Below are 17,814 nucleotides of genomic sequence, written 5' to 3'. Positions count from 1 at the left end.
CAACGAGACTGCCCCCCGTCATAAATCCTGATGTCAACCCGGCAGCTTGAAGTGAGCCACCGAGCGCCGCAGATCACTTGCCAGCTGCGCCAACGTACCGATCGAGTCGGCCGTCTGGCTCGCACCTTGCGAGGTCTGCGAAGTAATTTCCTGAATCGCGTTCATCGAATGCGAGATATCGGTCGCCGCCGCGGACTGCTGGCGCGCCGCGCTGGAGATGTTCTGAATCAGCGCCGACAGGTCGTGCGAAACACGCTCGATGTCACCCAGCGCGCTGCCGGCGTCCTCCGCCTTGCGCGCACCGGCCACCACCTCAGCGGTGGTCTGTTCCATCGAGTTCACCGCTTCGTTGGTGTCGGACTGAATCGTCTGCACCAGCGTCTCGATACGCTTGGTCGCGCTGGTCGAGCGTTCGGCCAGTCGCTGCACTTCGTCCGCCACCACCGCGAAACCTCGGCCTGCCTCACCGGCCGAAGCCGCCTGGATCGCCGCGTTCAACGCGAGGATGTTGGTCTGTTCGGCAATGTCGTTGATCAGTTCCACGATCGAGCCGATCTCCTGCGAGGATTCGCCCAGGCGCTTGATGCGCTTGGAGGTTTCCTGGATCTGGTCGCGGATCGAGTCCATCCCGGAGATCGTTTCGCGCACCACCTCGGCGCCGTGCGAGGCGATCTTCACCGAGCGCTCGGCCACGTCGGCCGACTCGGCGGAGTCCTTCGACACGATGTCCATCGAGCTCACGATCTGGTTGATCGCCGAGGTCGCCGAGCTGATCTGCTGCGCCTGCTGCTCCGCCGCGTTGGCCAGATGGCGCGCGGTGGTCTGGGTTTCCTGTGCCGACGACGACACCTGCTCGGAGGTCTCGTTGATGGTGGTCACCAGGGATCGCAGCTCGTCGATCGCGTAGTTCACCGAGTCGGCGATGGCGCCGGTGATGTCCTCGGTGACGGTGGTCTTGACGGTCAGATCGCCTTCGGCCAGCGAGCCCATTTCATCCAGCAGGCGCATGATCGCCTCCTGGTTGCGCTGGTTCAGCTCGGTACTGCTGGCGAACCGGCGGCGCTGGTCGCCCACCAGGGTGATCACCAGCAGCAGGGCGAACGCCACGGCCGCAATCGCGCCGAACAAACCCCACCACACGTTCGGGAACAGCCGGCGCAACGGCAATTTGCCGATCTGCTCGGACAAGTCGTTGGCGCGCAACAGCACGGTCTGCGAATCCAGCGAGGCCTGGTTGCCGGCGTGCTTCACGTCGGCAATGTTGCCCGCCGCCGCCGCCAGCTTGGCCACCGGGTCGGTCAGCTTGGCCCAGCTGGCATCCATGTCGGTGAGGATCTTGCGTGCATTGGCGTCGCCGACCGGCTTCACGCCACTGTCGGGACTGCCTTCGATCAGGCCCTTCAGCACGCTGCCGTACAACTGTGCATCGCGGGACAGGCCATCGGCCGCCGACTGGGCGTTGTCGCCACCCTGCAGCACTTCCTGCACGCGACGGATGATGCGGTCAGCCGACAGCATCTGGCGGGAGGTGCCCAGCATCTGCTCGGAACTGCCGTTGCGCTGCTGCAGGATGTTGACCACCTGTTCCATGCTCGAGTTGAGCAACGGCATCTGCTGCGACAGCGTGTCCGCGCGCTGTCCCGAGTCGAGCACGACCGCCTTGTTGGAGAGGATCTTGCCGATATCGGTGTCGAGCTGCTGCCACGAGGCGTCGAGTGCACTGACGGCACGACCGGCCGGCGTGGCGTTGTTGTCGGCGTAGGCCTGCATGCCGCCCGTCGGATCGCCCTTGTCCAGTCGCTTCACGGCCGAATCGATGGAGTTGCGGGTGCTCTCGAGCTCCTTGAAGGAGTCCGTGTTGCCGCCTGCCGATTCCAGCGCGAACTTGGCCGTCTGCTGTGACAGCACCTGGATCTGCGTGGTCAGCGCGATGGCCTGGCGGTCCTCGTCGTTCTTGATGTTCAGCCGCCAGAAGTCAAACGCCGCAAGACCAATCGCAATCAGCAGCAGGACAATGAGTGCGGTGTAACCCCGTTCCCTGCTGACGCCCCCTGTAGTGCTCATGTTCACCTCATCCGTCTAACTGTACGTTGCCGGCTCCGCATCATCGGGCGGCTGCTGGCCAGGGAAATGTTGTTCCAAGTCTCCGGCCACGATCGGCACCGGCCCTTCAATCACGCGCCGCTCAGGCCGCCGCTTGCCGGAAATCCGGTGCGCGCACCAGCCGGTTCATGCTGAAAACCGCCAGCTGCTGCTCGCCCACCCGGTTGTCGACGAAACGGATCAGCCGCGGATCATCCTCGCGCTCGGCCTCGCGTCGCTGCTGCTCGTCCACGGTGCGCTGGCCGAACACCTCGTCGACCAGCAGCGCCACGTTGCCGCTGCCCTGACGCACCACCAGCAGGCGGGTACGCTCGGAATGCTGCGTGCGGTCGCCAAACAGGAAGCGGCCGAAATCGACCACCGGCACCAGATTGCCGCGCACATTGGCCACCCCGAGCAGCCATGGCTGGGTGCCCGGCACCGGAGTCAGCGTGGGCACGGCCAGCAATTCATTGATCTCGTCGATGCTGCTGACCAGCATGCGGGTACCGACGCGGAAACCGATGCCGCGCCACAATCCGGGCGCCTCCAGCTTGTCCTGCGTGTCGGAAGCGTGCGCCAGCGACAGCCGCTCGTAGCGGGCCAGGATTTCGAACGGGGTGCGATTGACGGACTGGTTCATGTCGCGCTCGGCAGCAGATCGTTGATGCAGGCCAGCAGCTCCTTCTCGTTCACCGGTTTGGTGATGAACGCGCGGGCACCCTGGCGCAGGCCCCATACCCGATCGGTTTCCATCGACTTGGTGGTGATCATCACGATCGGCACGGCCGACGTGACCGGGTCGCGGGTCAATGTCCGTGTCGCCTGGAAGCCGTTCATGCCGGGCATGATCACGTCCATGATGACCAGGTGTGGCAGCTCGGCGCGCGCACGCTCGATGCCCTCCTCGGCGGTTCCGACGGCGGCTACCTGATGACCGGCACGCTCCAGCAGCGTGGTGAACACGCGCACGTCGGTCGGCGAATCGTCGATGATGAGAATATTGGCCACAGGTCCCCCTCAGAATCTGCAGTCAGTGGCTCGATACCGTACTGACGTGGCGATGGATGGCACCGAGCAGTTCGTCCCGGGTGAACGGCTTGGTCAGATACTGTTCGGCACCCACGATGCGCCCGCGGGCCTTGTCGAACAGCCCGTCCTTCGAGCTAAGCATGATCACCGGCGTGGCACGGAAAAGCGGATTGTTCTTGATCAGCGCGCAGGTCTGATAACCATCCAGCCGAGGCATCATGATGTCGACAAAGATGATGGCGGGCTTCTGGTCGGAAATCTTGGCCAGCGCCTCGAAACCATCAACAGCAGTCAGCACGTCACAACCTTCCTTCATCAGCAAGGTTTCCGCCGTGCGACGGATGGTCTTGGAGTCGTCGATCACCATGACCTTGAGACCCGCCAAGCCATTAGCACTCACGTTCAAATTCACTACTCCCCCCTGCGGCCCGGCCCGAGCTCAGGATAGACACCAAGACATGCAACAGCCATGCCGCGCGGTGCGCATGTAAAAAGTTTCGAAACGAATCACCCGATACCCGCTCTGCGGCAGTGTATCCAAGGCTTTGTTGTTTACTGCCTGCCCGCCGAGACTGTCAAGCAATACTTGGGGCTGCTTCACAAAGTGACCCATAGTGGCACCATCGGGCCGCCCGCGACAGCATCGGATCCCGTCCGACAGGTCACCCCGCAAACTCCTCGCCAACCATCGCATTTAGTATAGATGCCTCACGAGGCGCGCCTGCCTGCATGCGCGACCGTACCCGGCCACACACGGAGAACCGCAATGCCCCTTTCGATCGGCGTGCTGATGGATCCCATCGGCGCGATAAAAATCGCCAAGGACACCACCTTCGCGATGCTGCTGGAGGCACAGCGGCGTGGCCACGCGTTGCACTATTTCGAACAGGGTGACCTGGCCCTGCGCGATGGCATCCCCTGGGCACGGACAACTCCGCTCGACGTGCGCGAGGATCCGCGGCAGTGGCATACGCTGGGGCATGCGCAGTGGCGCAAGCTTGGTGAACTCGACGTGGTGTTGATGCGCAAGGACCCGCCGGTCGACGCGCAGTTCATCTACGACACGATGGTGCTGGAAGCGGCCCAGCGCGCCGGCGTCAGCGTGATCAACGATCCGCGCTCGCTGCGCGACTGCAACGAGAAGCTTTACGCGTTGACCTTTCCGCAGTGCATCGCGCCCACCCTGGTCTCGCGCGATGCCGGCGAACTGCGTCGCTTTGCGGCCGAACACGGCGAGGTGGTGCTGAAGCCGCTGGACGGCATGGGCGGGCGCGGCATCTTCCGGGTCAAGGCCGGCGACAGCAACCTCAACTCGATGCTGGAAACCCTGCTCGATGGCGACGCGCACGGCACGGGACGGCAGCTGACGATCGCGCAGAAATACATCCCGGAGATCACCGCCGGCGACAAGCGCATCCTGATCATCGATGGTGAACCGGTGCCGTATGCGTTGGCGCGCATCCCGCAGGGCAACGAATTCCGCGGCAATCTCGCCGCCGGTGGTCGCGGCGTCGGCGTGCCGTTGTCCGAGCGCGACCGCTGGATCGTGGCCCAGGTGGCGCCCGACCTACGCCGCCGCGGCCTGGTGTTTGTCGGGCTGGACGTGATCGGCGACTACCTGACCGAGATCAACGTCACATCCCCGACCTGCGTGCGTGAGCTGGACGCCCAGTTCGGGCTTAACATTGCCGGTCAGCTGTTCGACGTCATCGAGCAGCACGTCATCGGAAAGCGTACCGCGTGAGCACCTCTGCAACTGTCTCCACCGCGCCGGATCCCATCGGCGCCACCCTGCTGTTTTCACTGCTGTTGCATGGCGTGCTGTTGCTGGGCATCACGTTTCATTTCGTGAAGCCCAGTCCCAGCCTGCCGACGCTGGATGTGACCCTGGTCAACGTGGCGAACCAGCAGGCCCCGGACAAGGCGGATTTCCTGGCCCAGGCCAACAACAGCGGTGGCGGCCAGAGTGACCGCGCCGCGCGACCGTCGCAGATATTCTCCGGTGCGCTGCCCAAGCCCGATCCAGGCACGGCGGCGCAGCCGGTCGATGCGGCCACGCCACAGCCGCGGGAGGCCACGCCGACCCGGATGGTCACCACCAGCGGCGCCACCGACTTCAGCGTCACCAGCGATACCGCGCAGACCCAGGTCGATCCCGAGGACCAGACCCCGACCGCGGCCGAACTGAAGCGGCAGCAGGCGATCGCCCAGCTGGCCGCCGAACTGCGTGCGCAGACCGAGGCGCTGGCCAAGCGGCCGAAAAAGAAATTCATCTCGGCCAATACGAAGGAATACGTCTACGCCAGCTACATGCGCGGCTGGTCGGACCGGGTGGAGCGAATCGGCAACCTGAACTACCCCGACGAAGCGCGCCGGCGCAAGCTGTATGGTGACCTGCTGCTTACCGTCGGACTCAACCGCGACGGCGGCATAAAGAACATTACCGTCATCAAGAGTTCCGGCCAGCCCCTGCTGGATGCCGCTGCCGAACGCATCGTGCGGTTGGCCGCCCCTTTCCCGCCGCTGCCGAAAGATGCCCAGGTGGACGAGCTTTACATCACGCGCACCTGGCAGTTCCTGCCGGGCGACGTGCTGCGCAACAAATAACCGCACCGGCATCCGCCGTTCGCACGACTTGCCGCCGGCCGGGCTTACAATGACCGGCATGAGCATCACCGCGCCGAACACACTCACCGGGCATTTCCTGATTGCCATGCCGAGTCTGGCCGAACCACCGTTTTCCCGCGGCGTGGCCCTGCTGTGCCAGCACGATGAGGATGGTGCAGTCGGACTGCTGGTGAACCAGCTGTCCGAGTATCGCTTCGGCGACGTGCTGGCGCAGATGCGGCTCGAATGCACGGACAGCGAACTGGCCGACGCGCCCGTGTTGATCGGCGGCCCGGTGCAGCAGGAGCGCGGTTTCGTGCTGCATCGCGAACCCGGCGACTGGGAATCCAGCTACCGGGTCAATGCCGACTGGTCGGTCACGACTTCACGCGACATCCTGGTGGCGATGGCCGCCGGCGATGGCCCGCGCCAGGCCATCATGGTGCTCGGTTACGCCGGCTGGGATGCCGGCCAGCTGGAGCAGGAGCTGATGGCCAACGCCTGGCTCACCGCCGAAGCCTGCGGCCGGGTGGTATTTGACACACCGCTGGAAGAACGCTGGAGCGCCGCCGCCGGCCTGGTCGGGGTCGATCCACGCCAGTTGTCCGGCTATGCGGGCCACGCATGAGCTGTGTGCTCGGTTTCGATGTCGGCAGCCGCCTGACCGGCGTGGCCATCGGCAATGCCTTCACCGCCAGTGCGCGCGGACTGACCACCGTCGCGGTAAAGGATGGCGAGCCGGACTGGCAGCAGCTCGACGGCCTGCGCAGGGAATGGCTGCCGGATACCCTGATCGTCGGCCTGCCGCTGGCCCTCGATGGTGGCGAGCAGGCCGCCAGTCGCAATGCCCGCCGGTTTGCCGTCCAGCTGCAACAGCGCTATGGCCTGCCTGTCGTGCTGGTCGACGAACGGCACAGCTCGCAGGAGGCCGCCCAACGATTCGCCGCCGCCCGCGCCGCCGGACTCAAGCGGCGGCGCGATGCCGCCACGATCGATGCCGAAGCCGCCGCGATCATCGTGGAACGCTGGCTGGGTGGCGCCGATGCCTTGCCTGCCGACGTCATCACCCCCTGACTCCCACCATCCCTCTCCAGACCTGCCGCCATGAGCCCACGCCTGCGCCACCTGACCACCCTGGAAAATCTTCCGCGCGAGACGATCGAGCGCCTGCTCGATCGTGCCGAAGCGCTGCGCGATGCCTGTGCACACGGCACCCGCAAGCTTGACGTGCTGGCCGGGCGCACCGTGCTGAACCTGTTCTTCGAACCGTCCACGCGTACCCGCACCTCGTTCGAGCTGGCCGCGCGCCGGCTCGGTGCGGATGTGATCAATTTCGACCTCGGTTTCTCTTCCACCAGCAAGGGCGAGGAATTGTTCGACACGCTGCACACGCTGGAGGCCATGCATCTGGACGCGATCGTGGTGCGCCACAAGCAATCGGGCACGCCGGACGAGCTGGTGCGTCACGCGATGAGCGGTGTGTCGGTGATCAACGCTGGCGACGGCAACCGCGCACATCCCACCCAGGGCCTGCTGGATGCCTTGACGATCCGCCAGCACCGGCCGGATTTCGAGAACCTCATTGTGGTGATCTGCGGCGACATCAAACACTCGCGCGTGGCGCGTTCGGATATCCATGCGCTGCACACGCTGGGCGTGCAGCAGATCCGCCTGTGCGGCCCGGCTGCCCTGATGCCGGCCATGGAGGAATTTCCGCATTGCCGGCACTTCGACGATTTCGATGCGGCGATCGAAGGTGCCGATGCAGTGATCATGCTGCGCCTGCAGAAGGAACGCATGGCCGCGATCGACCTGCCGGATGAAGCAGCCTACTTCGCCCACTATGGGCTGGATCAGCGTCGTCTGGCTTGTGCCGCCAAGGGCTGCCTGGTGATGCATCCCGGGCCGATCAACCGGGGCATCGAGATCGCCCCGGACGTGGCCGACGGCGCGCAGTCGCGCATCCTCGAACAGGTCGGCAACGGCGTGTTCGTGCGCATGGCCGTACTGAATGAGGTACTCGCTCGCTGAGTATCCGCCGCCAACGCAGCACTCCCGATCCAGCGGCGCCAGGCCAGGAATGTCGCACCGCGGCAATCCGCCAAAGCGGGCATAATATGCCGCGTGACACTCACCATCTTGGGGATCAACATGCGATCGACGACGCGACTCATCGCGCTGGGCTTTGCCGGCGCCATGCTGGCGGCCTGCGGACACAAGGACAAGGATGCACCACTGGCCTTCGTACCGGCGGACACGCCGTATGTCGTGGCCAATCTGGACGTGCTGGACGACGACACCCGCACGGCCCTGCTCGCCCAGGCCGATGCACAGCTGCCCTCGCAGCTCGCCCAGATCAATGCCTTGGCCGATCGTCTCGCGGCGAAGGACCCTGACGGCGCGCGCCTGCTGCGTGCATTGAGTGCCGAATTCAACGGCAAGACCGTGGAAAGTTTCGCCGACGGTGCCGGCCTCAACATCAAGGGGCTCTCGGCGTTCTACGGGATCGGCCTGGCACCGGTCATGCGTTTCGACCTGAGCGACCCGAAGGCATTTGAAGGCTTCATCGGCCGGCTGGAAACCGCCTACGGCAAGAAGCTCGATGTGGCCAGCATCGGTACGCAGAGCTACCGCAAGTATGTGTTCGCCGCGTCGGGTACCGAGGTGATCCTCGCCACCGTTGGCAAACAGGCGGTAGCCGCGCTGCTGCCGGCCGATGTCTCGCCCGCCATGCTGCGCGAGGCACTTGGCCTGGACCGGCCGCAAAAGAGTCTGCAGGACGATGGCCGTCTGGACACGCTGGCCAAGGCCAGGGGCTACCAGAAGTGGATGGTCGGCGACCTGGACCTGACCCGTGCCCTGCCGCTGGCGATCGGCGGCAAGGATCCGCTGGTCGGCGCGATCCTCAAGGCACGTGCACAGGCCGAATCCGCCAAGACCGGCGAACCGGTCGCCAATCAGTTGCAGACTCCGCCAAGCTGCACGACCGATGCCGCGCGCATCGCCGCACGCGTGCCGGCCGTCAGCTTCGGTTATACCCGGCTCGACACGAAGCACCAGGACGTGCGGTTCGACGTGGCGCTGGCCGGCGACATCAGCAAGGCCTTCACCGGTCTCAAGGTGGACCTGCCCGGACTGGGCAGTGCCGGTACCGCACCGTTTGACCTGAGCCTCGCGCTGCCGGTCGCTCAGTTGCGCTCGTTCTGGTCCGACCAGGCTGACGCCGTGGTCGCCAAACCATTCACCTGTCCTGCCCTGACCGATCTCAACGACAGCTTCGCCAAGCTCGGCCCGGCCATGCAGAAGGCGGCCATCCCGCCGTTCGGCGACATGCTCGGCCTGCGCATCGTGCTGGATACCCTGGTGCCCGGCCAGGGTTCTGCCCTGCCGAGCTTCAGCGGCCGCATCGTGCTGGGCAGCAACAATCCTTCCGGCCTGCTCGCAACCGGCCAGATGATGGTGCCAGCCCTGGCGCAGCTGAAACCCGCCAGCGACGGCAAGCCGCTGCCACTGCCGAAGGACATGCTCACCATCCTGGGCCAGTCGGCGTGGATCGCGATGAGCGACAAGGCACTCGCTCTGGGCATTGGCGCCGGCGAGGATGCCAAACTCGCCGACACACTGAGGGATCCCGCCGGCGATGCCGGTCGCATGACCCGCATGCACCTGAGCGGCGCGATGTACCTGAACTGGCTGCAGTTGATGGAACAGAAGGTCGACAGCCTGGCCGCCGCGACAGCCGCGCTCAACAAGAGCGACGAGCCTTCCATCGACGGCGACAGCTCCGATGAAGCCGCGCAGGCAGCCGCCAACGCAGCCCGGTCGAAGGCACAGTTCGCCGCGATGAAGGCCCAGGCCGAACGCGTCAACAGCATCGATGCCGAAATGCATGTCGACAACGATGGCATGGTGTTCAACACCCAGACTGTCCTGAAGTAAGCCGTTGCCGTGATCAACACCGGAATCGGGGCGCGGCGGCGCCCCGGTTTTTTCATGCGCGATCACCTCATGTCGAACATCTGGCCAACATCCTCATGACCTGTCGTTCGCATTGGTAATCGCCCGCTGAATCGGCCTCGGCCGCAGCCACGCGACATTCACGTTCCGGCTGTTGGGATGGATGAGGAAATCGACAACAGCTGTCGTTGCCGACCGACCTTCACCCAGCAGGAGATTGTCATGCATACCCGTTCGATGATCCGCAACAGCGTGTTTGCCACCGGCCTGATGCTCGCCTTCGCAGCAGCACCGTTTGGTCAGGCTGCCGCTCAGGACACTGGCTCCATGCAGAAGTCGTCCGACAACCAGACCGTGCCGGACAAGGCGGCCGATGCATGGATTACCACCAAGGTGAAATCCGAATTCGGCACCACCAAGGGCATCAAGGCCACCGATATTTCGGTGTCGACCAGCGACGGCGTGGTGACGCTGAGTGGCAACGTCGCCACGGAGAAGGAAAAACTGCATGCCGAACGCGTGGCCAAGCACGTCAAGGGCGTCAAGAACGTCGACGCCAGCGGCCTGACGGTCAGCGCCGCACCGGCACAGTAGATCCCGGTGTCGCCTGAAAAAGGAAAGGAGCCGCAAGGCTCCTTTCCTTTTTGCAACCGGTGACGGACTTCAGCGATTCAGCAGATTGGTGCCACCGCCGAAATTGTGCGCATCGCGGGTCTCTTCCAGTTCCACGCCGTCCAGCCCCTGCGACAGCGTATGTGCATCGCCACCCTGCGCCAGCTTGATGCGCAGACGCACCTCGTTGGAGCTGTCGGCGTAACGCAGCGCGTCCTCGTAACTGATCTCGCCGGCGTGATACAGCTCGACTAGGCTCTGGTCGAACGTCTTCATGCCGAGCAGGGTGGACTCCTTCATCAGTTCCTTGAGCTTGTGGATCTCGCCCTGGCGAATGTAATCCTGCGCCAGCGGCGTACCCAGCAATACTTCCACGGCGACCCGACGCGCCTTGCCGTCGGGCGTAGGGATCAGCATCTGCGCCACGATGCCTTTCAGATTCAAGGACAGATCCATCAGCAGTTGCTGGCGACGGTCTTCCGGGAAGAAGTGCAGGATGCGGTCCATCGCCTGGTTCGCGTTGTTGGCGTGCAGCGTGCACAGCACCAGGTGGCCGGTTTCGGCGAAGGCGATCGCGTGATCCATGCCCTCGCGGGTGCGCACCTCGCCGATCATGATCACGTCCGGCGCCTGGCGCAGGGTGTTCTTCAGTGCGTTGTCCCAGCTGTCGGTGTCGATGCCGACTTCGCGCTGGGTGATGATGCAACCCTCGTGCTTGTGCACGTACTCGATCGGATCCTCGATCGTGATGATGTGGCCGGTCGAGTTCAGGTTGCGGTAGCCCACCATCGCCGCCAGCGAGGTGGACTTGCCCGAACCGGTGGCGCCGACGAAAACGATGATGCCGCGCTTGGTCATCGCCAGCTGCTTGATCACCGGCGGCAGGTTCAGTTCCTCCGGCGTCGGAATCTTCGACTCGATCCGGCGCAGCACCATGCCGACGCAGTTGCGCTGGTAGAAGCACGACACGCGGAAACGGCCCACGCCCTGCGCGGAAATCGCAAACTGGCACTCGTGGGTCTTCTCGAACTCCTCGCGCTGGCCCGGCGTCATCACGTTGAGCACCATGTCGCGCGCCTGCTGCACGCTGAGCGGACTCTGCGTGATCGGCACGATGCGGCCCTGTACCTTCATCGACGGTGCCACGCCGGCGGTGATGAACAGGTCGGAGGCCTTCTTGTGCACCATCAGTTTGAGGAACGAGGTGAAATCAAAATCGCTCATGGCGGGCCTCCTCCGGAGACAGGGAACGGGGTACTGGGAGCGTAGAGCAAAGCGGGGGCGGCGATTGCGTGGTCGGCCCCACTCCGCGCTTCCCGGCGTTACTTGAAGCTGTCCTTGTTCTTGGCGTAACCGGAAGCCTGCTGGCGCGTCACGAGGCCGCGCTTGACCAGGTCCTGCAGGCACTGGTCCAGCGTCTGCATGCCGAACTGCTGGCCGGTCTGGATCGACGAATACATCTGCGCCACCTTGTCCTCGCGGATCAGGTTGCGGATCGCCGGGATGCCGACCATGATTTCATGCGCCGCGATACGGCCGCCGCCCACCTTCTTCAGCAGCGATTGCGAGATCACCGCGCGCAACGACTCGGACAGCATCGAGCGCACCATCGGCTTCTCGCCAGCAGGGAACACGTCGATGATGCGGTCGATCGTCTTCGCCGCCGAACTGGTATGCACGGTGGCAAAGACCAGGTGGCCGGTTTCCGCGGCGGTCAGTGCCAGCCGGATGGTTTCCAGATCGCGCAACTCGCCGACCAGGATGTAATCCGGATCCTCACGCAGCGCCGAGCGCAGTGCCTCGTTGAAACCGTGGGTGTCACGGTGCACTTCGCGCTGATTGACCAGGCACTTCTGCGAGGTGTGCACGAATTCGATCGGGTCCTCGATCGTGAGCATGTGGCCGTATTCGTTCTTGTTGACGTGATCGACCATCGCCGCCAGCGTGGTCGACTTGCCCGAGCCGGTCGGACCGGTCACCAGGATCAGGCCCTGTGGCTGCTCGATCAGCTCCTTGAAGATGCGCGGGCAACCGAGATCCTCCAGGGTCAGCACTTCCGACGGAATGGTACGGAACACCGCACCGGCGCCGCGGTTCTGGTTGAACGCGTTGACGCGGAAGCGCGCCAGCCCGGGAATCTCGAACGAGAAGTCGGTTTCGAAAAATTCCTCATAGTCGCGTCGCTGCTTGTCCGACATGATGTCGTAGATCAGCGAATGCACCTGCTTGTGTTCAAGCGCGGGAATGTTGATGCGGCGCACATCGCCGTCAACGCGGATCATCGGTGGCAGCCCGGCGGACAAGTGCAAGTCCGAGGCCTTGTTCTTCACCGAGAATGCAAGCAGTTCGGCAATGTCCATCTGTCGTTCCCCTCAACCGATCGTCTGGATGGCATGAATTCGGATGCCACAACAGGGACCGATGATATTCGCAGGCATGGTGCGCCGCAGCGCATGGCGCAGGCGCCATGGGACCATCCGAACGAACTACCCGAATCCCCCTGTAGCTGCGTCGATACTACTCGCGCAACCGGCTGTGCGACCAGTCTTTTCCGGCGCCGACATGCAAACTGTCGACCCGGTTTGCGCACACGGTCTAAAAATCGTCACCTGGCCATTACCCTGGCCATCGAACAAATCCCATCCGCAACGGCGGGTACCCATAAAACTGCTTCGCTACGATACCGGCTCCGGTAAGGTACGCGGTCTGGACCAGTGAGGAAGACCTGCATGACACGACTTGCCTTCATCGGCGGCGGCAACATGGCGCGCAGCCTGATCGGCGGCCTGCTGAAAACCGGCGTGGCGGCAGCCACCATCAGCGTGGCCGAACCGCTGGCCGAAGCGCGCGAGACGCTGGGTCGCGAATTTGGGGTCGCCTGCTACGCCGAAAACCGGCTCGCGGTGGCGCAAGCCGAGGTTATCCTGCTTGCGGTCAAGCCGCAGATCATGCCGGCGATCCACACCGAACTGCGCGACACCCTGCTGCGCAACCGGCCGTTGTTGATCTCGATTGCCGCCGGCGTGCGGCTGGACCAGCTGGAACGCTGGTTCGGCACCGGGCTGCCGATCGTGCGCTGCATGCCGAACACGCCGGCGCTGATCGGCGCCGGTGCCACCGGCCTGTGCGCGAACGGACGGGTCAGTCCATCCCAGAAGGCGCAGGCGCAGCACATCCTCGATGCTGCCGGGATCACCCGCTGGATCGACGACGAATCCTTGATGGACACCGTCACCGCCCTGTCCGGCTCTGGCCCGGCATATTTCTTTGCCCTGGTCGAGGCACTGGAAGCCGCCGCCGTCGCACAGGGACTGCCACGCAGCACCGCACGCGCGCTCGCCGCGCAGACCTGCCTCGGCGCCGGCCGCATGCTGGTCGAGAGTGGCGAGGATCCGGCGGTGCTGCGTCAACGCGTCACCTCACCGAACGGCACCACCCAGGCCGCGCTGGAAAGTTTCGGCGCCGATGGCCTGCCGCGCATCGTCGCCCACGCCGTCGCCGCCGCCACCCGGCGTGGCGAGGAACTGGCTGCCCAACTGGATAACCTGTCGTGAGCTACCTGCTGAATGCCGTGTCCTTGCTGATCGTCCTTGCTTTTCAGGCGGTGGTCACGCTGTTGCTGCTGCGTGTACTGGCCGAAGCCTGCCGTGCCGATTTCAACAACCCGCTGAGCCAGTTCATCTACCGCACCACCAACCCGGTACTGGCACCGATCCGGCGCGTGCTGCCGAACTGGCGCCGGATCAACCTGGCCGCCCTGCTGCTGGCGTGGCTGGCCATGCTGTTGATGCGCCTGCTGCTGTTTGTCCTGCTCGGCGTGATGCCACATCCCATCGGCCTGCTGGTACTGGCACTGGCCGAACTGCTCGACTTCGTCCTGCTGTTCTACATCGTGCTGCTGTTTGGCTGGTCGCTGCTGAGCATGTTTGCCGTGGACCGCCGACAACCGCTGCTGCGTCTGGCCGGCACGATTCTCGAACCGCTGCTGCGTCCGCTGCGCGGCAAGCTGATCGCCGGCAACATCGACTTCGCACCGATGGCAGTGATGATCGTGCTGCTGCTTGCGCGCCTGTTGATCGCCGCACCCTTGATGGATCTAGGCTCCCGATTGGCCATGGGCATCTGATTCGCACCGTTGCTGGAGCGGCTTCAGCCGCTCCTACAAAAACATCGCGCAACCACAAAACAGAAAGCCTCAGCGCAGTGCCCACTCCACGATGATCCGGTGGATCGCGTCGAGTCCATCGAACAGCGCCGCCGGTCCCGGCTGCAGGATGATCGGTGACTTGATCTCGTGAAGGTCATCGTTGCGGACGGCCGGGATCGTGTCCCAGCCCGGCCGTGCCGCAACGCGTTCGGGACGGAAGCGCTTGCCGCACCATGAGCCGAGGATGATGTCCGGCGCGCGCCGCACCACTTCGTCGCCATTCGGCAGGATGCGTTGCTTCGCCAGCGGCTCGCGGGCGAGTTCGGGAAAGCAGTCGTCGCCGCCGGCGATGCCGATGATCTCCGCAACCCAGCGGATGCCGGTGATGATCGGCTCGTCCCACTCCTCGAAATACACCCTGGGCCGACGTGGCAGCTTCGCTACAGCCGCGCGCATCTCGGCGATGTGCTGTTCGGCGCGCTGCGCGTACGCCTCGGCCTTTGCATGTGCGCCGACCATCGCGCCCAGCCGCCGGATGTAGGCGAGGATGCCATCCACGCTGCGATGGTTGCTGATCCACACCTCGACGCCGGCCTTGATCAGCTCGCGCGCGATGTCGGCCTGGATGTCGGAGAAACCGATCGCCAGGTCGGGTTCGAGCTTCAGGATCTCGCCGATCTTCGCACTGGTAAAGGCGGAGACTTTGGGCTTTTCCTTGCGCGCCCGCGGTGGCCGCACAGTGAAACCGGAGATGCCGACGATGCGATCCTGCTCGCCAAGCGCGTACAGTACTTCGGTCGGCTCCTCGGTGAGGCAGACGATGCGCTGCGGAAAATGGTCTGGCACGACGACGTGGCCGGTCACGTGCTCAATGTCCCAGCACGGTCACCATGACCTTGCGCTGATGCGGATCGATCCGGTGTTCCCACAGATAGATGGCCTGCCAGGTACCCAGCAGCAGCTTGCCGCCATGCACCGGTACGGTGAGGCTGACGCCGGTGAGGATCGAACGGACGTGTGCCGGCATGTCGTCGGGGCCTTCCGCATCGTGTTGGAAGATCGCGTCGCCATCGGGTACCGCACGGGCGAACCAGCGCTCCAGATCATCGCGCACCGCCGGATCGGCATTCTCACCAAGCAACAGCGAACAACTGGTGTGCGCGGTAAAGATGTTCGCCATTCCCGTCTGTACATGGCTGGCCGCTACCACGTCGCCCACTTGCCGCGTAATGTCGCTGAAGCTGCGACCGCGCGTATGCACGGTGAAACCATCCTGCGCGACGTGCATGGCGGGCACCGGACGTGTCATGGGTAAAGCAGCCGACTGGTCCAGGTCTGGCCGTGGCGATTCCAGCGCACCCGCTCGTGCCAGCGAAATTCGGCGCCGTACCAGAACTCCAGCGTGTCCGGCTCCACCACATAGCCGCCCCAGTGTGGCGGGCGGGGCACCACGTGTCCGTCGAATTCGTGTTCGTAGCGAACCAGTCGCTGTTCGAACGTCTCGCGATCAGGCAGTGTCTGCGACTGCAGCGAGGCCCAGGCACCGATCTGGCTCCCGCGCGGACGACTGGCGAAGTAAGTGTCCGACTCCTCCTCCTGCAGCTTGCGCGCGGCGCCTTCCACCCGAACCTGCACGCCTTCGCGCAACTGTTTCCAGTGGAAGCACAGGGCCACCTGCGCATGCGCCTCCAGCTGGCTGCCCTTGTCGCTCTGATAATTGGTGTAGAAACGGAAGCCGCGTTCGTCGACCCCCTTCAGCAGCACGATGCGTGAGGCGACGCGGCCGGAGCTGTCGACGGTGGCCAGGTTCATCGCCGTCGGTTCACGGTCACCGCTGGCCTTGGCCTCGTCCAGCAGCTTCTGAAAGGTATCCAGGATCTCGGGATTGAGCATGGCGTCTGAAACTTTCCTTTTGCATCGTGGCCGACACGCGCCATCATGGCGCGGATGAACCCGACTGATAATAATGCAATGCCCCACTCATCCTGCATGGTTGCGACGAATTGGTCGACGGCAATATTTGCTGCCGCGGCATGTTCTTGCGCCGCCTGGAGAAAATCCGTTGCAGGGACAGGCCGCCGGCACGGCCCCGCCGTCGCGGGATGGCCTTCGTGCAACACGGTGCGACGCTGATGGCGTCTCTCGCAAGCATGCAGAACGAAGCACTCGCCGGTCACCTGCTCGACCAGTACGCCGGGCGCATTGCCCGCTCGCGACGACCGTACATCCTGGGCCTGTCCGGCCTGCAGGGCAGCGGCAAGAGCACGCTGGCCCGGGTCATGAAAATGCAGGCCGAGACACGTGGCTGGGCCACCGAAGTGCTGTCGCTGGACGATTTCTATTACTCCCGCAGCGATCGTGAGGCGCTGGCGCATCAGATACACCCGCTGCTGCGCACACGCGGCGTGCCCGGCACGCACGAGATCGAACTGATGCTGTCGGTGCTTTCCGCGCTGCCGCAGGCGTCGGACAAGCTGCCGGTGACACATCCGCGTTTCGACAAGGGCCGCGACACGCGCATACCGCCATCCCGCTGGCCACGCGTCACGCGACCGCCGAAGCTGGTCATCGTGGAAGGCTGGGCACTGGGCATCCGGCCGCAGTTGCAGGCAGCGCTGGCCACGCCTGTCAACGCACTGGAGCGTATCGAAGATGCCGACGGCAGCTGGCGGCACTGGGTCAACAAGCAGCTGCGCGGCTACCAGCCGCTATGGCGCAAGTTCGACGCGCTGATCGTGTTGCACGCGCCAAGCTGGGAGATCGTTCGCGAGTGGCGCGGCGAGCAGGAACACGACCTGCTCGCACGGCATGCACCGCTGGCAATGGATGCCACGGCGATGGAACGGTTCCTGGCGCACTTCGAACGCCTGAGCCGGCACGCCCTGGCCACCTTGCCGGCGCTGGCCGACACCTGTGTCGAATACGACGAGCAACGGCATGTGACCGGGCTCAACCACTCCTGAGCAGGGGCACGCTCAACCCCTGGCTGCCCTCCGGATCATGCGCTACGCCGAAGGCTCCACCTGTACTGCCGTGCCGTAGGCGAGCACCTCGGTGACGCCTTCCGCCACGTCGTTGGCGTCGTAACGCATCGCCACCACCGCATTCGCGCCCATCGCCGCCGCGTGCTGCAGCATCAGCTCGAACGCTTCCTCGCGCGCCTTCTCGCACAGTTCGGTATAGATCGAGATATTGCCACCGACCAGGGTCTGCAGAGCCGCGCCGAGGTTGCCGATCACGCTGCGCGAACGCACCGTGATGCCGCGCACGATGCCGAACGAACGCACGATGCGGCAACCGATGATCTCGTTGCCGGTACTGACCTGATGATGCGGAATGGAGTGGGTCATGCGCGCTCTCCGTGAGTTGAGGAATGC

At 64.5% G+C, this 17,814-nt stretch carries 20 protein-coding genes; 10 read left to right on the top strand and 10 right to left on the bottom strand.

Going from position 1 to position 17,814, the window contains the following annotated elements; translation table 11 throughout:
* Positions 1–33 precede the first annotated feature (33 nt).
* From ACYVKM_RS15665 to pilG, 4 genes are all read right to left on the bottom strand, one after another.
* The gene (locus ACYVKM_RS15665) at positions 34–2,064 is read right to left on the bottom strand and encodes a methyl-accepting chemotaxis protein (RefSeq protein ID WP_460878546.1); all 2,031 of its coding nucleotides are present in this window, start codon (positions 2,062–2,064) and stop codon (positions 34–36) included.
* 121 nt (positions 2,065–2,185) lie between these two features.
* Positions 2,186–2,725, bottom strand: a complete 540-nt coding sequence (locus ACYVKM_RS15660; RefSeq protein WP_460878545.1) for a chemotaxis protein CheW — start codon at positions 2,723–2,725, stop codon at positions 2,186–2,188.
* On the bottom strand, positions 2,722–3,093 hold the full coding sequence (locus ACYVKM_RS15655; protein ID WP_460878544.1) for a response regulator: 372 nt from the start codon (positions 3,091–3,093) through the stop codon (positions 2,722–2,724). The genes ACYVKM_RS15660 and ACYVKM_RS15655 overlap by 4 nt, the downstream gene beginning before the upstream one ends.
* A 22-nt stretch (positions 3,094–3,115) precedes the next feature.
* Complete coding sequence (gene pilG / locus ACYVKM_RS15650; RefSeq protein ID WP_460878922.1) at positions 3,116–3,481, bottom strand: twitching motility response regulator PilG; 366 nt, start codon at positions 3,479–3,481, stop codon at positions 3,116–3,118.
* Between the two features lie 399 nt (positions 3,482–3,880).
* Between pilG and gshB the strand changes: the two genes are divergently transcribed.
* The 7 genes from gshB (at position 3,881) to ACYVKM_RS15615 (ending at position 10,272) form a co-directional block, all read left to right on the top strand.
* A complete protein-coding gene (gene gshB, locus ACYVKM_RS15645) occupies positions 3,881–4,858 on the top strand; it encodes a glutathione synthase (RefSeq protein ID WP_460878543.1) in 978 nt (325 codons plus the stop codon).
* Entirely contained in the window at positions 4,855–5,721 is an 867-nt protein-coding gene (locus ACYVKM_RS15640; protein WP_460878542.1) for an energy transducer TonB, read from the top strand. Before gshB ends, ACYVKM_RS15640 begins: the two co-directional genes overlap by 4 nt.
* Positions 5,722–5,779: 58 nt before the next feature.
* Positions 5,780–6,349, top strand: a complete 570-nt coding sequence (locus ACYVKM_RS15635) for a YqgE/AlgH family protein (RefSeq protein WP_460878541.1) — start codon at positions 5,780–5,782, stop codon at positions 6,347–6,349.
* The gene (gene ruvX / locus ACYVKM_RS15630; protein ID WP_460878540.1) at positions 6,346–6,795 is read left to right on the top strand and encodes a Holliday junction resolvase RuvX; all 450 of its coding nucleotides are present in this window, start codon (positions 6,346–6,348) and stop codon (positions 6,793–6,795) included. Before ACYVKM_RS15635 ends, ruvX begins: the two co-directional genes overlap by 4 nt.
* Before the next feature lie 30 nt (positions 6,796–6,825).
* Positions 6,826–7,752, top strand: coding sequence for an aspartate carbamoyltransferase catalytic subunit (locus tag ACYVKM_RS15625; protein WP_460878539.1), 927 nt, complete (start codon positions 6,826–6,828; stop codon positions 7,750–7,752).
* A 120-nt stretch (positions 7,753–7,872) separates the two neighbouring features.
* On the top strand, positions 7,873–9,660 hold the full coding sequence (locus ACYVKM_RS15620) for a hypothetical protein (RefSeq protein ID WP_460878538.1): 1,788 nt from the start codon (positions 7,873–7,875) through the stop codon (positions 9,658–9,660).
* A gap of 240 nt (positions 9,661–9,900) precedes the next feature.
* Positions 9,901–10,272, top strand: a complete 372-nt coding sequence (locus ACYVKM_RS15615; RefSeq protein ID WP_460878537.1) for a BON domain-containing protein — start codon at positions 9,901–9,903, stop codon at positions 10,270–10,272.
* Between the two features lie 69 nt (positions 10,273–10,341).
* On the opposite strand, the gene ACYVKM_RS15610 is transcribed toward ACYVKM_RS15615, so the two are convergent.
* Together ACYVKM_RS15610 and ACYVKM_RS15605 are read right to left on the bottom strand one after the other, a co-directional pair.
* Positions 10,342–11,514, bottom strand: a complete 1,173-nt coding sequence (locus ACYVKM_RS15610; RefSeq protein WP_460878536.1) for a PilT/PilU family type 4a pilus ATPase — start codon at positions 11,512–11,514, stop codon at positions 10,342–10,344.
* Positions 11,515–11,612: 98 nt separating this feature from the next.
* Positions 11,613–12,650, bottom strand: a complete 1,038-nt coding sequence (locus tag ACYVKM_RS15605) for a type IV pilus twitching motility protein PilT (protein WP_460878535.1) — start codon at positions 12,648–12,650, stop codon at positions 11,613–11,615.
* Positions 12,651–13,019: 369 nt separating this feature from the next.
* Between ACYVKM_RS15605 and proC the strand changes: the two genes are divergently transcribed.
* Both proC and ACYVKM_RS15595 read left to right on the top strand, forming a co-directional pair.
* Positions 13,020–13,844 carry a pyrroline-5-carboxylate reductase gene (gene proC, locus ACYVKM_RS15600; protein WP_460878534.1) on the top strand — a complete coding sequence of 275 codons (825 nt, stop codon included), beginning with the start codon at positions 13,020–13,022 and terminating at the stop codon, positions 13,842–13,844.
* A complete protein-coding gene (locus ACYVKM_RS15595; RefSeq protein ID WP_460878533.1) occupies positions 13,841–14,416 on the top strand; it encodes a YggT family protein in 576 nt (191 codons plus the stop codon). Before proC ends, ACYVKM_RS15595 begins: the two co-directional genes overlap by 4 nt.
* A gap of 69 nt (positions 14,417–14,485) precedes the next feature.
* On the opposite strand, the gene ACYVKM_RS15590 is transcribed toward ACYVKM_RS15595, so the two are convergent.
* From ACYVKM_RS15590 to pdxH, 3 genes are read right to left on the bottom strand one after another with little or no spacing between them, the layout of a single operon-like run.
* The gene (locus ACYVKM_RS15590) at positions 14,486–15,283 is read right to left on the bottom strand and encodes a cobalamin-binding protein (protein WP_460878921.1); all 798 of its coding nucleotides are present in this window, start codon (positions 15,281–15,283) and stop codon (positions 14,486–14,488) included.
* A gap of 22 nt (positions 15,284–15,305) precedes the next feature.
* A complete protein-coding gene (locus ACYVKM_RS15585; protein WP_460878532.1) occupies positions 15,306–15,746 on the bottom strand; it encodes a secondary thiamine-phosphate synthase enzyme YjbQ in 441 nt (146 codons plus the stop codon).
* Positions 15,743–16,330: a pyridoxamine 5'-phosphate oxidase gene (gene pdxH, locus ACYVKM_RS15580; protein WP_460878531.1), complete on the bottom strand. Its 588-nt coding sequence runs from the start codon at positions 16,328–16,330 to the stop codon at positions 15,743–15,745. Before pdxH ends, ACYVKM_RS15585 begins: the two co-directional genes overlap by 4 nt.
* A gap of 239 nt (positions 16,331–16,569) precedes the next feature.
* Between pdxH and ACYVKM_RS15575 the strand changes: the two genes are divergently transcribed.
* Complete coding sequence (locus ACYVKM_RS15575) at positions 16,570–17,400, top strand: kinase (RefSeq protein ID WP_460878530.1); 831 nt, start codon at positions 16,570–16,572, stop codon at positions 17,398–17,400.
* A 42-nt stretch (positions 17,401–17,442) separates the two neighbouring features.
* Here the strand turns inward: ACYVKM_RS15575 and ACYVKM_RS15570 are convergent, their stop codons facing one another.
* Positions 17,443–17,787 (bottom strand): YbjQ family protein, encoded by a 345-nt coding sequence (locus ACYVKM_RS15570; RefSeq protein WP_460878529.1) that lies wholly within the window; start codon positions 17,785–17,787, stop codon positions 17,443–17,445.
* Between the last annotated feature and the right edge of the window lie 27 nt (positions 17,788–17,814).

The organism is Rhodanobacter koreensis, from assembly GCF_054782855.1.
The sequence above is the reverse complement of the archived record's forward strand: the minus strand, read 5'-3'. Positions and strand labels throughout refer to the sequence as shown.

What these genes read in the sequence shown, in the direction of transcription:
- ACYVKM_RS15665 (WP_460878546.1), bottom strand. Translation starts at nt 2,064, where the DNA reads ATGAGCACTACAGGGGGCGTCAGCAGGGAACGGGGTTACACCGCACTC.
- ACYVKM_RS15660 (WP_460878545.1), bottom strand. Translation starts at nt 2,725, where the DNA reads ATGAACCAGTCCGTCAATCGCACCCCGTTCGAAATCCTGGCCCGCTAC.
- pilG (WP_460878922.1), bottom strand. Translation starts at nt 3,481, where the DNA reads ATGGTGATCGACGACTCCAAGACCATCCGTCGCACGGCGGAAACCTTG.
- gshB (WP_460878543.1), top strand. Translation starts at nt 3,881, where the DNA reads ATGCCCCTTTCGATCGGCGTGCTGATGGATCCCATCGGCGCGATAAAA.
- ACYVKM_RS15635 (WP_460878541.1), top strand. Translation starts at nt 5,780, where the DNA reads ATGAGCATCACCGCGCCGAACACACTCACCGGGCATTTCCTGATTGCC.
- ruvX (WP_460878540.1), top strand. Translation starts at nt 6,346, where the DNA reads ATGAGCTGTGTGCTCGGTTTCGATGTCGGCAGCCGCCTGACCGGCGTG.
- ACYVKM_RS15625 (WP_460878539.1), top strand. Translation starts at nt 6,826, where the DNA reads ATGAGCCCACGCCTGCGCCACCTGACCACCCTGGAAAATCTTCCGCGC.
- ACYVKM_RS15620 (WP_460878538.1), top strand. Translation starts at nt 7,873, where the DNA reads ATGCGATCGACGACGCGACTCATCGCGCTGGGCTTTGCCGGCGCCATG.
- ACYVKM_RS15615 (WP_460878537.1), top strand. Translation starts at nt 9,901, where the DNA reads ATGCATACCCGTTCGATGATCCGCAACAGCGTGTTTGCCACCGGCCTG.
- ACYVKM_RS15610 (WP_460878536.1), bottom strand. Translation starts at nt 11,514, where the DNA reads ATGAGCGATTTTGATTTCACCTCGTTCCTCAAACTGATGGTGCACAAG.
- ACYVKM_RS15605 (WP_460878535.1), bottom strand. Translation starts at nt 12,650, where the DNA reads ATGGACATTGCCGAACTGCTTGCATTCTCGGTGAAGAACAAGGCCTCG.
- proC (WP_460878534.1), top strand. Translation starts at nt 13,020, where the DNA reads ATGACACGACTTGCCTTCATCGGCGGCGGCAACATGGCGCGCAGCCTG.
- ACYVKM_RS15585 (WP_460878532.1), bottom strand. Translation starts at nt 15,746, where the DNA reads ATGACACGTCCGGTGCCCGCCATGCACGTCGCGCAGGATGGTTTCACC.
- pdxH (WP_460878531.1), bottom strand. Translation starts at nt 16,330, where the DNA reads ATGCTCAATCCCGAGATCCTGGATACCTTTCAGAAGCTGCTGGACGAG.
- ACYVKM_RS15575 (WP_460878530.1), top strand. Translation starts at nt 16,570, where the DNA reads ATGGCGTCTCTCGCAAGCATGCAGAACGAAGCACTCGCCGGTCACCTG.
- ACYVKM_RS15570 (WP_460878529.1), bottom strand. Translation starts at nt 17,787, where the DNA reads ATGACCCACTCCATTCCGCATCATCAGGTCAGTACCGGCAACGAGATC.